Origin of the sequence: Mucilaginibacter sp., assembly GCF_028288205.1 — a bacterium.
Lineage (GTDB): Bacteria > Bacteroidota > Bacteroidia > Sphingobacteriales > Sphingobacteriaceae > Mucilaginibacter.
The window spans coordinates 1-15,746 of sequence record NZ_JAQBOD010000060.1; the positions used below are offsets into that span (position 1 = coordinate 1).

Sequence of the window (15,746 nt, forward strand, 5' to 3'; positions counted from 1 at the left end):
AGCAAACGGGGCAGATGTTGCTCTTCATTATAAGTTAAAATAATAAATGAGTAAGGTGTGCTCAAACCAACCGGGCTTTAATGATCATTGATTTCCAAAAATAAGGCATTCTGCCGCAACCTTTAAAAGCAATTATAATAAAGCCAGCATCTGTTAGCGCTTTGCTCAGTGTCTTTTTGGACCAGAATTTAATATGCCCACCATGCCACATGGGACCAAAATGCAAATCCCATTTATTAAAAAGGCTCAATATTAAATTTTTTAAATAGCCATGATATGGGGTTGAAATTATGATTTCGCCATTTTGGTTGAGTACCTGTTTGCAAAATTCAATAAATCCTTGGGGATCATATAAGTGCTCAATAACTTCTGTTGATATGATGGTATCGAATGGTAGTTTTTGTAATTCTTTCGGTAAGGTTCCTGTTGATAGATCCTGCAAAAAGAACCTATCAGGATTTGTTTGACAGGCAATTGCAATGCCTTTGGCAGATGCGTCGGTGCCAAAGGCGTTATAACCATTGGCTAACAGGAAATTAACTAGGTAACCATTGCCGCATCCAAGGTCTAATGTGCAGTTATTGGTGTTTTTATTTAGCAAGGTTAATAACGGTTTAGTTAAGTATTCAAACGTATGGGCAGCATCGCTAACCTCAAATCCGTAATCTTTATAGTCAGCCATGGTTAATAATTTGCCGGTACATTTCCATGTATTTTTTTATTAGTTTATCGTCATCAAAATCATTGTGAATAATTGCCGGTGCTGTGTGCCTGATATGGGTAATATGTTCCATTTGGTTAACCGCTATATTATTTATACGATCACTTACTGATTGGGTAATGGTTTGGCATAGCCAGCCAAAATTGTTTTTAACCACATAATCTGCCAGCCCAACATGTTCGCTGATTAATACCGGCGTGCCCACACTTAAGCTTTCAATCACCACGTTCCCGAAATTTTCATCGTATGAAGGTAATATCAATAAGTGATGATTACGCAAAATATCAAATTTAGTTTCGTTCTGGAAACCTATCCAGGTAATGTTGGGACTGCTTAAATTATAGCGGGCAATATTTTTCAGCAGATCAATATAACTCTCATCACCACTGCCTGCTATCGTTAAATGATAAGGAATACGAAGTGCAGGCAAAGCATTTATTAAAATATCGAGCCCTTTTTTTTCTTCAATTCTTGATAGAAAAAGAAGTTTTAAAATAGGTTTATCAAGCTCCATATACCTGGGTAATAGGGGGGCTATCTTAACAAAATTAGGGATATCAAACACCATTTTAGGCTTGATCAGGATAGCAAGGGCCTTTTGTTCTGCGTCTGATGTAGCATGTAGGTAGGACCGGTTTAGCAAACACTTCCCCAATAAATTATGCATTAGATTTTTAACAAAACCATTTTTGTTTTTAAAAGAATAAGAACTTAGCGTACCTCTTGGCGAAATCAATACCGGTGTTTTTTTGATCAATGCGATGAGCGCCGAAAATACCGAAACAAGATTCCACCAAGCATGAATGTGTACCAGCTCAAAATTGGGCACTTCTTGCCACAATTTTATTAAAAGGGCGGGAGAGAAATGAGTGTGATCCTTACTTAATCGTTTAAAATAGGTTACTTCTACACCATCAACAAGAGTTTTATTATTCGGCTGAACGGATAATTCGGTAGCACCGTTAGCTGTTGTTGTAAACACTTCAACCACGCAACCTGCATGGACTAATTGCTCACTTAATTTAGCAACAGACATGGTTGGGCCGCCATAGGTATAAGCGGGCTTATAAGAAGCATTGATTTGTAATATCTTCAAATGTCTTCTAAAATAGTAAAGGCCCTTAATGTTTTATGAATAATTAGCATGGATATATAACTCCAAAAAACAGAGTTTAATAAAAACTCAAAGCTTTGCCCCCGCCAAAAAATTTGAAATAATCCGGAAAATATTAAGGCGGTACCTAAAACATAACCACCAAACAGTTGTTCGGCTTTTTGTGATATTAATTGTACTGCTGTCCCATAAACAAACAATGCTAAAAAAACGCCAAGCGCTCCTCCCGAAAGATAAGCGTCAACGATATAAGCAGGCTTTGCCGAAACATTTGATCCGATGCGTACAACGCCTGCTTTATATACGCGTTCCATCACTAACTGTTCGGTACTGGGTTTTGATGGCCAAAATATACGCGGTACAACGACTATACCAGCTTGTTTTACAAGGTCGAAACCATAATAATCAATATATTCGGGCGTTGATTGTAAAAATGCGGTAAACATATCTATTTCACTTAACCGGTACACCAAAAACCCCCAGTTGGTTTCGTCTTCAGACTGATCAGCATTAAGTGCGGCATTAAGCGCTATTTTGTAAGCATCATTGGCATTAACATCATCCCCCCATACATTTGCACGATAAATACTGTTATAGGTGGGCAAAAGCATGAAAAGCAAGAGCAGCGCAGGAACAAAAGTAAAGGTTACCATTTTTTTATAGCTGGGGTATAAAAAAATGCCGAGCACAAGGACACTAATAATAATAGGTTCTTTATAGCCTGAAGTTAATGCCTCGTAAAAATTGGATAAATATAAAAACGCGCAAAACAAGGTATTGAAAATTTTTTTAAGCGGAATGGCAAATGCCAGGGCAAGTGTACCGGAGACGAAACTTAATGCACTAAATTGATGAGAAAATTGCGTCAAACCAGTTATTTTAATTGCTAAAACAGATAGTGGAAGGAATACTACCGCTATTATTAATAATATGTTTGCGAGCTTTGTATTATCTATTTTATATTTCTGCTGAACCGGATATTTCATGGATAGGATTAAGCCAGTAGCAAAGGCGGCGTGGCCCAACACGTAATATCGCTGGCACTGCGCTGTAAGGGCTAATTTATCATAGTCAACACTAAGCTTTACGACAGATTGAACAAAATTGGCGTACCCTAACAAATTCAAGAAATAAAATATAGAACTACAAGCCATATAACCTATAAATATGAGCTGTACTAAAAATATGGGGCGCATTAATTGTGCAGCTATGCTTCTGTCAGTTGCTAAAGGTTTTATCCAACCGCTATAAGATATATAGAATATAAAAAACGACCCAATCCATGCAGTAAGATACGAAACTACAGGGTCGCCTTGAAGCGCTATTGATAATATCCAGGGTATATATAATATCAGGTATCGCTCAAAGTGCTTACTGGTTTCTTCCATTTTTATAATTTACAATATTATTCGCCTGCACCGTAAAACTCCAGTCTTTTATTTGTTTTTTTGAGGCTTCGCCCATTCTGAAAAGCTCCTTTTTTCCTTTATTGATAAGACAATGCAATTTTTCTTCAAGGTCAAATTTAGAACCCGCCATATGTATATAGCCGGATATATTATTTTTAACAAGATCTATTGCACATCCGGTTTTATTGGAAACCAAAATCGCTTTTCCGCAGATCATTGCTTCATTAACGGCTAATCCCCAGCTTTCGCCGGGGCCTTTGGATGGCAGGCAAAAAATATCGCAAGCCTGGTAAATAACCGGCATATAGCTTTGGTTTTGGAAATCCATAAAATGGATATTTGGATATTTGACGGCCTGTTGTTTTAATGCTAATTCTAAACTACCATTTCCAACAAATAACAAATGGGTATTTGCCGCCTCTAAGTTAATAAATGCCTGGAGCAATAAGAGAGGGTCCTTTTTTTCTTCAAACTTACCTGCAAAAAGTATCAGAATATTATCACTATTTATATTAAGTTTTTGCTTGAATTGAATAATTTCTTTTTTTTGGGGGATAGCAAATCTTTCATTATCAACAGCATGAGGTGCAAAGATTAACTGATTTTCTTGCAACCCGTATTTTTTGAAGTAGGCCCTATTATTTGACCCAGTATACATGGCATAATCTATATGCTTATATATCCATTTTAAATATACATACCGCAATAAATTTTTAAACTCGGGCCTTTCGTCAAGTAAGGTGGAATCACCCCGAAAAAGTATCGGTATTTTACCTTTAAAATATCGTATCACGGTTAAATGACTCGAATAGGCCCAGCCATATACTAATAGGGTGTCAGGTTGCCAGTTTTGTATGTGATTTATAATATCCGGATTAACGATACCTCTGAAGTGATGTGAACCAGGGTTTACTGCCGTGTTGATTAACCATTGATAATTGTATCCGGTTAATAGATCAATGTCCCAGCTGATGTTTTTATTAAAACCAGGATCATATTTAGAAACAGATTCATCTCCCCATGTATAAAAAACCTTCAAATCTATTTTTTGTGCCATCAACTTAAATAGAGGTGCATAATATTGAATAGGATGGGTGACTATTATCGCGAGGCGCATTATAGCAATTCTCCCATAATATGGATAGGCTGAGCTGTTTCAATCCTATTTTTGACATAGTCAATATCGCGACAATAAATAATATTATCACTTTTTTTGTCTGCAAGTTCAGTTAGCCTACGGGTAAATGGGTCGTAAGCAAATGGTGTAAAGTTATTCGATGTTAATAACTCATGTGCGTAATTATCATCAAAGCCATACGCCTGATTATTACTCATTTCAATGATCAGAGCTTTTAGTATCTGGTTTGCCAATAAGGTCGTCATGCCGTTCAAAACCCGGCTTTCAAATCCTTCAACATCTATTTTTACCAGTATGGGTATACCTGCATCAAGCAGCTCATCTATAATTACAACAGGTACCTCTATGGTATTCTTATTAGCTTCTGTCGCAGCTATAACATGGTTAGTGGTGTCGTTGTCCCTCGAAAATATTAGTGACCCTTTAGTATCGCCAGCCCCTGCATTTACCAGGGTAGCCATATTTTTTAAATGGTTAAGGGCAATGTTACTTGCAAGTATTTCGAAAGTAACGGGTATTGGCTCAATAGTGATGCTCGTGGCTTTGCATATGCCGGATGCCAGCAAGGTATAAGAACCAACATTTGCACCGATATCAAAAAAAGTATCATCGGGCCTTAATAAATGGAGCAAAAAAGCCATATCATTAAACTCATGTAAGCCGGTATATATATTGCCCGTAATACCAGTGAGGCCTTTGCGTGCATAAAATTTAACAGGTGAAATAAATGTTTTTACAAAGTATTTATCCGGCGAAAGGCTAACCTGTAATTGCCAGTATATAAACCGAAAAAGACTTTTTAACCGATGTTTTTTACCAAGCGGGTGGCTAAATATAAACCCAAATGTCCGTTTAAGCTTTTCCAATTAGCACATTGTTAAAAAGTTCACATTGCTCATATGATAAATTTTGTGCCGAATACTTTTTTAAAGCATTGGCATTATAAGTTTGGGCACTCAGTTTTTCATTGAATAAGCTCATTAAAAAATCAATACTCTTATCAATGATCCGGCTGTCGTCGTCATAATTATAAATAAATTCGGCTTCATATTCTTGCAAAATCTGGTTAGCTGGACTATTTGAGTGAACTATAGCGAGCAAAGGTTTTTTAGTTAACAAGTAAGGGAATAATTTTGAAGGCGTATAACCAGGATCATCAGAGCCGGGGATAAACAGCGCATCTGCCTTGTTTAAGGTGGATAACGTATGGTAATAACTTATTCGGTCAGTTATTTCTATCACATTTTGCTCTATTTCCCATTGTTTAGCTAGGGGTAAAACAGTGGGCATGCCTTGTCCCCCGGGCGCATAGCTGGTGCCGATAAAATAAATTCGGAGATTTTTAAAAAGTTTCGGGTGTACGGCCAGCCCTTTTGCAACAGCTTCAAATAACGGAGATATTGCAGCGTGCATATCCAGGCCGCCACGGCCAATGTAAACCACGTTTTTAAATCCTTTTGCTAAAATATCAGAAAATGTATTTTCATTCTCCGTAGCTATTTTAAGATCAGGCTCAAATGCGCCAAAAGGAATAACTGCTGTTGGAATATCCCTAATCTCGGGATACCTGATTTTTAAATCTTTTATGTATTTTCCAGATACGCTGATTAAACCACTTACTTTTTTTAATGCTTTTGGCTCAAGGTATTTATTCAAGCGATAGGAGAACCAATATTTAGGTGGCTGCTGATGTCTTGGCTTATTCTGGTAATAATCAGAATGCCATGGGTCCTGCATATCAATCACGTACGGAATACCAAACTTTTTTTCCCAGTAGGCACCTAAAATACAAACCGGGAACTGCGTTGTTGAAAAATAGATGAGCTGGTATTTCTTTTCTTTGAGCAGCTGGTTAACCTTATTTCGGTAAAAATATAATGAGCGTAAGGCAATACTTCCCAATCCTAATTTGGAAGTGATTTTTTTAGAAAGTGCCTTGACATAATGTATCGTTGTTGCCTCTTTAACCCCTTGTAACAATAGTTCATCTGTTGGCAGATCGGCATAAGCTTGGTCAACCGTTACTATTTCTGCCTCCCAACCAAACTGTCTAAAATAGGGCAAACTCATACGTACTCGTTGCATATCGGCTGCATTGGTCGGCGGGAAATAAGGAGAGATAATCAGCAGATGTTTCAAAAGACTCTAATTGGGTTTGGCAGGATTAACCGCTAGCGGTTGAAAGGTTGGCTTTAATACGTAAAAATGGCTTTTCGACCAGCAAATATAGTATAAATATAACAGGCAAAATTATAAACCCGGCCCCTAAAACATACCAAAGATGATAAGGCAACTGGTGGTTATACCTGATAATTATGCCTTTTAAAAATAGCACCATCGGGAAATGTAATATGTAAATGGAATATGAAAAATATCCTAAAAAGCTAAACCGGTTTACTAGGCTATTTACGGGGGGGAGTTTATTGTTTAATATGATAGCTATCATACCCACAAATAAAAAGCCGCAGGCCAGGTCATGAAAAGGCCCGTATGGTATTAATACAGAAACGATAAAGCCAGGTAGTGTTAATAACATACATAAACGCAGCAGAGAGTTGTTTTGACGATTAGCATATGCGTTTGCCAATAAGGCCCCTGTCCACCATATCAGTAAAGTGTAGGCAGCCTGATCAATTAAAGGGATGGTAATGTTATAAGTGTAACTTAAAAATAATATCAAGCAAACGATTATGGAAAGGGCTGGCTTTACTGTGTCTAAAAGGAGTAACAGCGGGTACATCAGGTAAAAGAACCACTCGTGCCTTAAGGACCACATTGGCCCGTTTGAGCCCCATATATGGCCGGATGGTATAAGAAATAAATTCTCAAAGAACGTTCTGAATGTATATGCATCAGACGCGGGTATCGGTTGATGATTGATGTTTGAAAGTAAAACATCAAGAAACCAGGTAACAAAAAAAGATAGAAGCAGTGTTGGGTAAATTCTTAATATCCTTTTAAATAAATAATTAAGCGTTTTAAAATTAGTAAACGCAGCTTTAGGCGATGAGCGCGCCTGTTTTAAATGGATAACAAACCCTGAGATAATAAAGAATAATATTACCGCCTCATGCCCAAACCTGAATCCTGAAGTTAGGTAGATCAATCCTTTATCAATAATGCTGTATTGGGTTTTGTTTTTTAGATATTCAAGATAAGGTTGGCTTAATTGCCACCTGGCATGATGCATTAAAACATATAAAGCCGCCAGGCCCCGTAACCCGTCAAGTACAGCTAGTTCATTTTTGTGTTCAATATTGTCTGGTCGCTTTTTTAACAGCATAATTTACTTAACAGTTTTAAACCTGCGTGCAAGCTGATGTGCAGGTTTTTCAACCAAAAGATAAAAAACGTAAGATAATATAATCGATATCACAATGTAAATGGGGTATGTTATTGCATTATAACTTATAACATCCAACAGCATTAAATAAATAATAGGGTGGCAGATATATATTGAATATGAAAATTCCCCCATCTTTTCCAAAATAGGGTTGGACCGCCGGGTTTTATAGTATGTTATTTCGGCTTGCACCCACTTATATAAAACGATCGCCGCTAAGTTCATGGTTAATATATAACTCATATGGTAATATAGTTTTAGTATGTTGCATATAAAGCCTAGCAATAATACAACTGCACGTAACAAAATAACTTTTTGTGTAGCTATCTGTGCCATCCGGTCGATATTTTCGGCTATCATAACCCCTAAAAGCCAGCAAGGCAAGCCGACTACTGCGGTTAAAAAAATACCCAGTTGCCAGTAATAGCCATGATAATGGCTGTTCGATTGTGTTAAAAAAGCCCTTACGTCGTTATGCGCGCCAACAATAATTAAGATAGCAGCTATCGCGTATGCCACCAAAAATTTATCTCTCCAACTGGTATTTATCTTCGACATAAAAGGATATGCTGTATAATAGACCAATTCGCAGGCTAAACTCCATACCAATCTTTCGGGATGATAGCGGATACCAATAATTGATATTGCCGCCAGGGGCAACAATATCCGCAAAAAACGTCTTACCCAAAACTCTTTTAAATTGGTTATGCCGTTTTTATTAGGATAATGAATAACAAAACCCGACACTATAAAAAAGGCGATAACGGCAGCAGTGCCATCATAAACATTGGCTATAAAGTAGCCGGCCCATTGCAAAAATTCGTATTTTGAATTGATCAGAAAGGTTGAATAAACATTGTCATAATGTGAAAGCAGTACGATGAAAGCCAATACAAACCGTAAGCTATCGACACCCTTAAACCATTGCTTTTTGTGACTTGTTGCATTACTCATCCTACTGTTTCACTACGGTATCAATAAATTTTTCGCTTTCAGTTTCCCAGTTCAATTTTGTTTGGCCGGCAGCATAACAAGCTTGTTTGGTTTGATAAAGCAATTCCCGGTTCTTATCAAATTCAATTAAAATATTGGCTAAGTCCCGCTCATTATTATATATTTTCCCGGTATCCGGGTATTGCTGCAAAAACCGGGTTTGGGCAATTGTATTACTCGCTATAACCGCCAACCCGCTTTGTATATAAGTAAATAGCTTGTTTGTAAGGCAAATGTTTCTGTTAAGCGGTGTATAAGGCTCCAGCGCCAGGCCAATGTCAAACCGGCGGGCTATATTAAATATATCATCCGGAAACACGGGTTTATAAAAATATATAGTACAATTCGGTGCCGAACTTGATGCCAATTCGGTGAGGTGTGTTTCATAATGCGAGGCAGATTTGCCAAGTAAATGCAAATCTATTTTCAGGCCAGATAATCCCATGCCGTTAATGGCGGCTTCAACGCCCCGGCTGGGCCCAACCGTTTGTGAAAACCAGAATAATTTCAGGGGCTTATTCTTATTGTTAATAATATTGAATGACGCTGTTTTAGGGAAAACGTTTACAATAGATGTGATTTTACGGTTATATAACAAATTATATCTTTCTGCAATTTGCGGGCTTGAAGTTGTCATGGAAGTAAGATGCGGGATATTTGCATCTTCAATAGCTATTCTCAATTTAACACCTTCATTATCGATATCATCGCTAACCTCATTCCGGTGAAAGTCCTCGGCATCAAACCTAGATTTTACGTTGTTTTTTTTTGCTGCCAATATTGCAATTGGTAACGCGCCTAAAGTGTGTGCAATGTACATGTCAGCAGGGTGGGACGAGGCTTTTTTTAATTGCCACGCAAAATTTCTGTTTATCCGGGTATTATTGGTATGGTTTATCAGCAGTATTAAAACGCCCGCTAAACGGTTTATTTTTGATATAAAAGAATTGCCTGTCCAATTAAGATACTGGCAAGTCCATGTAGGGTTAGCAGCAAGTATTTGTTGATCATACTCAACCAAATAATCAACATACTGGGTAAATATAATATGCACCTTAAACCCATAATGCGAGAAAGCCATAGCTTCTTTAACAAGCCGTGGATTAGACGATATGTGCCCGGTTGTAATTAAACAGATAGTTTTGCTTGCCTGAACTGTTGCCATTTATCAAAAACTGTTTCTGCTAATTTTTGCCTGTATTGCGCCCATTGGTATCCTTTGGCTTTTTGCATTGCCGCATTACCAAATAGAGCCACTTCTGAAGGATGGGCGACACACCATTGCATTTGTTTGGCTAAGACATCCACATTAGCGGCCGGTATGATCCAGCCATCCTTCATATGGTTAATTATATCCGGCCCGCAACTATTTTCTGACGCTATAACTGGTAAACCCTGTGACATGGCCTCGGTTACCACCATACCAAATCCATCGGCCAGTGTAGGTAGTACAAAAACGTTCGCCTTTTTATACAGCTCCATTAACTCTGAATGGGGGATATTTTCTTTGATGATCACTTTTCCCGGCAAATCGCTGCGCAAATGTTCGGGCAGCACCATTTTACCTATGAGCCATAGTTCGGCTTCACTTGCTGTAAAGTTACATTCACGCCAGGCCCGGTATAATATATGCGCGGCTTTTCTTAAAGACTGATTGCCGGCATATAAAAACACCATAGGCTTGTGGTTAGATTGCAACCTGGTAATATCCGCCACTGGAGGGAAAGACAAGGGTATAATACTGATTCTTCCCGTATCGACACCACCCGCTACCAGTGTTTTTTGGGTAAAGGTTGAATTGCATAAAACAAGCGAGGCGAGGCTTAGTTCCTCATCACGTCGCTTGTTTCGTTTATCCGCTTTTTTATTAACCAGTAATTCTGATGACGCACTACTTAATTCAGGATATAGCACGATTTGTTGTTTTGCAATCGTACTAAAAAACGTATGATGCTGGCTTGGCTGCTCATATACACTGAACAGGTTAAGTTCACTCGCTTTCTTCAAAGTAGCAAGAGCGGCATGTTCATAGGTGTGCACAACATCAATTGCGGAGGTAAGCTGATCTGCCACCCATCTGTCAAAGCTCAGTTCAGCCCATTCCCATATTTTGTCGGTTATAACCGGTCCCAATTTGCGTGCTGATAAACTTCTGATCAGTTCAGGAAAAGGTCGGGTAGCAAATTTTTCAATAGGTAGTTGATGAAACGAACGTCGTTGCACTTCTTTTGCTACTGGTCCAAATTTTTTCAGGAAGGAAGAAATATAATTATCAGGATGATCCAAAAAAGAGGTATAAAACTTTTCGAGGTATCCCGCATCATGATAAGCCATCACTGTTTGCTGTACATGTGGCGCTACCGAAGGATTAGAGACAGCAATTTTCATTAGTTCGTATTATTTGCTTATATATATGGAGATACCGCGCGACAATCACTGCAGCCGAAAAGCGTTCTTCTGTAATTTCCCTGATTCGTTTTCTGTTTAGAAGATGTATCAGGTTTATTTTCTCCATCAGTTCATGAGTTGTTTCTGCGTAGTATCCTGTAATACCATTTTCAATAACCTCGGGTACCGCGCCTCTGTTGAAACCAATAACCGGCGTGCCACAGGCCATGGCTTCTATCATTACAATGCCGAAGGGTTCATTCCAATGAATAGGCATTAAAAGTGCAGAAGCATTTTGTAACAGCTCGTTTTTTTGTATATCATCAACAGCCCCTATATACGTGATTTGTTCATTTAGCGACGGTTTGATCTGTGTATCAAAATAATCCTGTTCCTGAGCCGGAATATTTCCTGCTATTATTAGTTTTCTATTAGTTTTTTGAGCGATCTCAATAGCTGTGTGGGTGCCTTTTATTGCTTCTATACGCCCAAGAAACACAAGCGGTGCACCAGTGTTAACCGTTGCGGACGCATGATATTTTGAAATATCGATACCATTATAAACAGTATAAGCCTGGGCGAAAGGCTTAAGTTTATCAGTAATATAATTACTGCATCCTGTAAAAGCGAGTGTGTCTTTTGCACATAGCTTGACTGCTTTTTTAATCTGGCTTATCGTAGGTTCGCGCTGATAACTCATTAATTTAGGGACGCTCAGTGGCATTTGAGGCAGCAAATAGCCGAGCCTGCCAAAGCTATGGACGATATCAAATTTATTAGACAGGAGCGTTTTATTTATGATCAGCGCATTGGATATATTATCTTTAATACCGTTGCCTGTTGTTTTATAGGGTACTAATTTGCACATAACTTTCGAGTCTTTGTGTGCAAACAGCGTAACGGTGTGCCCTTGTTTTACAAGCCCATTTATCAATAGATCGATTATTCGCTCAATACCTCCATATAGTTTAGGTGGAACAGGAATGACGGGATCCGCTGTAATAGCTATATTCAAGTCAGCAAGCTTTTTTTGATGTACAGATTATTAGAATACCATAAACGCCGGCGGTCATAAAAATGCCTCCTGGTTTCGTATATTCCACACAATTGAAAATTGTTTGCTTCCATGTATTCTTCGACGTCCGAGAAATGAACTTTTGTAGGCTCTCGCTCATAGCCCACCTCTAAATAAATACATTTCACGCCAGATTGTATTAATGAACCGGATCCATTTAAAACTTCAAATTCAAATCCTTCGACATCAATTTTTAATATATCAATGTGCGTTAAATGCTTTTCTAATAAAAAATCATCAAGGCGGTTTATAGTTATTTCTTCAGACCCAACAATGTCTTGGTGCGGTTCTGTTATTTTTAAAGAGTTTATGGTGTTTTCGCCGCTTAATAAAATGTTTACTTTCTCATTTTTTGCCCCTAACCCTGCATTAATTGCGAGTATATTATTTATTCTCGAAGTATTTTGAACCAAAATTTTATAAGTGTCATTTACAGGTTCGAAAGCATAAACAGACGCATCAGGAAACCAGGAATTAATATTTAATGAAACATCGCCAACGTTGGCGCCAGCATCAACAATTACCGACGCATTTGAGAGTATTCTTTTAACGTCATAAATCCAATCTCTTCCAAACGGATAGGTTTTCTGGACAAATTTAGAATCAAGATGAATGAAACACTGTTCCATTTTATTTAAAAACTGCCCTGCAAATAATTTCCAGTTCATAAGATTTTGGATTCATTAACCCTATCGCGGGTGTTTTTTAATAGGTTTTCCCAAAGTTTACCATAGGTATTCTTCGCGTTTGCACACCTATATAATAGCAATGGGTATTTGATGTTATATAACACAAAGGTTAACCACTCATACATGGTGGCGTATTTTAACAACTTACGGCTTGATTTGCAGGTGAGGCCGGTATATAATAACCTAAAGTATGACCGTAGTTTGTTCTGCCTGGCATCATCCCATAATTTCTGTGCGTATTCATTATCGGGTTCAATACATTTAAAAAAGCTATCAATTAACAATAAAGCATGCTCATACATTCCGTCAAGATTGTTTTGCCGGGCGGTATCAATGGTTAATGCAAAATTGGCTAATGGTTTGTTTATAAATAACAAGGGATGTGGAAACGCGCGTTCATGTATAGCTTCGATAAAATCAACCCTAATATTAGCAGGTACTTTGTAGTTACGTAAATTAAGATCATTCCTTATTATCGTACTACAATTGGAGTGGTGATAGTTAAAAATATGTTTGAATTGCGGGAAGGATATTAATTTCGATGTTTCTTTTTCAGTTGTCATCTTTCTGGATGTATCTGATACCTTATTCCAGATATGTCCTTCTTTTTCCTGCCAAACGTTAATACCAGCAAACGCTACAGAACAAAAAGTATGCTGTTCCATAGCAGCAATCATATCTTCTAAAAAAGTATTTTCCCACCAGTTGTCATCTTCAAGCAAACACAAGTATTTGTCTGGCGCTGGTTCAAACATTAAATTGAAAGTAGCCACAGCACCCAGGTTTACAGTATGGTTTATTATTGTAAACCTGCTATCATTTAATGAACTTATATATTTTTCCGGAAAATTGTCTTTCGGATCATCATTATGGACTTCGCAAACCCAATCTTTAAAAGTTTGATTTAGCAAACTATCAATACTCCTGGGCAATAAATGATTACGGCGGTATGTTGGCAGAAATACTTTTATCGTAGCCATTTGGTAATTTTTTTAGCTAGTTTCCAGCCAATAAACTTGCTTAAAAATTTACCCTTCTTAGATGAAGCCCATTCAATATTACTACCTCCTAAGTCTTTAATTTCTTTTTTAAGTAAACTGCATAGCTCGGGATATTCCGGGTAGAAATAGTATATCAATTGTTGTAAGCAATTAGCGCTAAGTAAGCGTGTGCGCATATTATCTTTTGTTGAAATTAAGTATTGGGTTGACTTTAAAACTGCGTAATATGCCGACTGGGCATGAGCATTACTTAACTGACTTGATAGGCTTTGATTACCTGAACGATAGTATAATGTGGAACTATCACTAAAAATAACTTCGTTGGCAGCCAATATAGTTCTTGTAAAATACTCGGTATCATCAAACAAACATAGCTTCTCATCCCATAACCCGACTTTTCCAATAAGCTGTCTTGGTATAAGAAAGATGCCTGGATTAGTCATTGATTGGGCGTTTTTCCATGAGCTGCATATCCATTGAACAGATGACATTGTTTGCCAGCATTCTTCAGGACTGAATTTGAAAGTTGCTATGTCATTATTATAAAATCTTCCCCATTTAGAAGAAATTATACAGCTATCACTTTTAGTTAATGATACTTGGTGAGCAATCATTTTGGCATTGATAAGGTCATCGCCGTCTAAAAATTTTATAAATTCACCATTAGCAATTTTATAGCCAGCGTTTCGAGCTGCAGATGCACCTAAATTAGGTTGATCAATTAACTTTACAAAGGCATTGCTTTTATAGTCATTTTCAATAATCTGCTTTGTATTATCGGTCGAACCATCGTTAACAATTATGACTTCAATATTTGAGTAGGTTTGCTTTATTACAGACTGGATAGTGTTACTAATGTATTTTTCAACATTGTAAGCGGGTATGATCACCGAAACTAATGGAAACGCTATACCTTTTTCCATGCCTGTTTATAATACCATTGCTTTGATGTGGCAACATAGTGATACAATATTGCTGTAGGACGGGTTGCTTCTTGTTTATCCGGCATTACTATATATTCCATTTTATCAGCAACCAATATTGGTTGCCCGGCAACTAGCATTGCACTCAATGCCTGTTCAAGCAAATAGCTTGTGCCTTCTTTGCCTTCCAGCTGGCCTATCCATTGTTCTAACTTATCCCAGTTAATGAGCTCGCTTTTTAATCCAACCGCACCTACATTTAAGTTGGGAACTATTGTATGGCCGCTTAATTGCTCCATTAAATTTATCGAATAATGATAAGAGCAAATAGGGTCAAATAAAAAGAAAGGTTGTTGGGGATTTTTTAACCAGTTTATTACTTGTGTGGGGTGTTTAAAAAAAAGCATATCAGAGTCGAGAACCATTTTCCAGCCTGTTGACCCAACATGAATATCTGTTAGTTTTTTAATATGCGGATAAATAGTCCTTTTTTTATTAATATGAGGATACTTTAAAGGCGGCAGAAGTTCATTGACTAATACTTCAATTTGTTCCTTAGTTTTGACAATACTGTCGGGGAATTGAGTTTTTATTTTTTTGATCAACTCTTTATCCAACGTGCCATCATCGATAAAAACAGGCCGTATTGTATTATTACATACTTTGACTAAAGAGTACATGCAAAATGCCGTTAACGGCCAAAACTTTTTTCCGGTTAAAAAATATACGTTCGCGTCGATTTTGGATGGCTTTTTTATATGTAATTTTTGCGCAGATTTGGCCATATTCTTCTTGCCTTTTTCAATAAGAATAAAATTTACAATGCCGCCACATTGCCTAACTTGCTTTAACCATGATAATGGCCTGTAATAAATACTATATACTATTTTGCCTTTAAACGACATGATAATTGAAGCATCTGATAAAAGAAGATTTGCTTATGTTTATTTAT

General features: G+C 37.5%; 15 protein-coding genes. All 15 read right to left on the bottom strand.

The features are described from left to right. Nucleotides 1–61: 61 nt before the first annotated feature. From JWR23_RS15170 to JWR23_RS15240, 15 genes are read right to left on the bottom strand one after another with little or no spacing between them, the layout of a single operon-like run. Entirely contained in the window at nt 62–682 is a 621-nt protein-coding gene (locus JWR23_RS15170) for a class I SAM-dependent methyltransferase (protein WP_299517055.1), read from the bottom strand. Next, entirely contained in the window at nt 675–1,817 is a 1,143-nt protein-coding gene (locus JWR23_RS15175) for an XrtY-associated glycosyltransferase XYAG1 (RefSeq protein WP_299517057.1), read from the bottom strand. Before JWR23_RS15175 ends, JWR23_RS15170 begins: the two co-directional genes overlap by 8 nt. After that, nucleotides 1,814–3,223, bottom strand: coding sequence for an exosortase Y-associated Wzy-like protein (locus JWR23_RS15180; protein ID WP_299517058.1), 1,410 nt, complete (start codon nt 3,221–3,223; stop codon nt 1,814–1,816). The genes JWR23_RS15175 and JWR23_RS15180 overlap by 4 nt, the downstream gene beginning before the upstream one ends. After that, nucleotides 3,207–4,301 carry a glycosyltransferase family 4 protein gene (locus JWR23_RS15185; RefSeq protein ID WP_299517059.1) on the bottom strand — a complete coding sequence of 365 codons (1,095 nt, stop codon included), beginning with the start codon at nt 4,299–4,301 and terminating at the stop codon, nt 3,207–3,209. Before JWR23_RS15185 ends, JWR23_RS15180 begins: the two co-directional genes overlap by 17 nt. Nucleotides 4,302–4,360: 59 nt before the next feature. After that, complete coding sequence (locus JWR23_RS15190) at nt 4,361–5,248, bottom strand: FkbM family methyltransferase (RefSeq protein WP_299517061.1); 888 nt, start codon at nt 5,246–5,248, stop codon at nt 4,361–4,363. After that, a complete protein-coding gene (locus tag JWR23_RS15195) occupies nt 5,235–6,521 on the bottom strand; it encodes a hypothetical protein (RefSeq protein ID WP_299517064.1) in 1,287 nt (428 codons plus the stop codon). Before JWR23_RS15195 ends, JWR23_RS15190 begins: the two co-directional genes overlap by 14 nt. A 25-nt stretch (nt 6,522–6,546) precedes the next feature. Then, nucleotides 6,547–7,665, bottom strand: coding sequence for an acyltransferase (locus JWR23_RS15200; protein ID WP_299517067.1), 1,119 nt, complete (start codon nt 7,663–7,665; stop codon nt 6,547–6,549). A 3-nt stretch (nt 7,666–7,668) separates the two neighbouring features. Next, a complete protein-coding gene (locus JWR23_RS15205) occupies nt 7,669–8,679 on the bottom strand; it encodes an acyltransferase (RefSeq protein ID WP_299517069.1) in 1,011 nt (336 codons plus the stop codon). Between the two features lies 1 nt (nt 8,680). Then, on the bottom strand, nt 8,681–9,883 hold the full coding sequence (locus JWR23_RS15210; RefSeq protein WP_299517070.1) for a hypothetical protein: 1,203 nt from the start codon (nt 9,881–9,883) through the stop codon (nt 8,681–8,683). After that, on the bottom strand, nt 9,847–11,106 hold the full coding sequence (locus JWR23_RS15215) for a glycosyltransferase family 4 protein (RefSeq protein WP_299517071.1): 1,260 nt from the start codon (nt 11,104–11,106) through the stop codon (nt 9,847–9,849). The genes JWR23_RS15210 and JWR23_RS15215 overlap by 37 nt, the downstream gene beginning before the upstream one ends. Further along, nucleotides 11,087–12,121 (bottom strand): glycosyltransferase family 4 protein, encoded by a 1,035-nt coding sequence (locus JWR23_RS15220; RefSeq protein WP_299517073.1) that lies wholly within the window; start codon nt 12,119–12,121, stop codon nt 11,087–11,089. Before JWR23_RS15220 ends, JWR23_RS15215 begins: the two co-directional genes overlap by 20 nt. Continuing rightward, nucleotides 12,118–12,849, bottom strand: a complete 732-nt coding sequence (locus JWR23_RS15225) for an FkbM family methyltransferase (RefSeq protein WP_299517074.1) — start codon at nt 12,847–12,849, stop codon at nt 12,118–12,120. The genes JWR23_RS15220 and JWR23_RS15225 overlap by 4 nt, the downstream gene beginning before the upstream one ends. After that, nucleotides 12,846–13,850 (bottom strand): glycosyltransferase family 2 protein, encoded by a 1,005-nt coding sequence (locus JWR23_RS15230; RefSeq protein ID WP_299517076.1) that lies wholly within the window; start codon nt 13,848–13,850, stop codon nt 12,846–12,848. Before JWR23_RS15230 ends, JWR23_RS15225 begins: the two co-directional genes overlap by 4 nt. Next, nucleotides 13,838–14,794: a glycosyltransferase family A protein gene (locus JWR23_RS15235; protein ID WP_299517078.1), complete on the bottom strand. Its 957-nt coding sequence runs from the start codon at nt 14,792–14,794 to the stop codon at nt 13,838–13,840. The genes JWR23_RS15230 and JWR23_RS15235 overlap by 13 nt, the downstream gene beginning before the upstream one ends. Continuing rightward, a complete protein-coding gene (locus JWR23_RS15240; RefSeq protein WP_299517081.1) occupies nt 14,779–15,699 on the bottom strand; it encodes a hypothetical protein in 921 nt (306 codons plus the stop codon). Before JWR23_RS15240 ends, JWR23_RS15235 begins: the two co-directional genes overlap by 16 nt. Nucleotides 15,700–15,746: the final 47 nt, after the last annotated feature.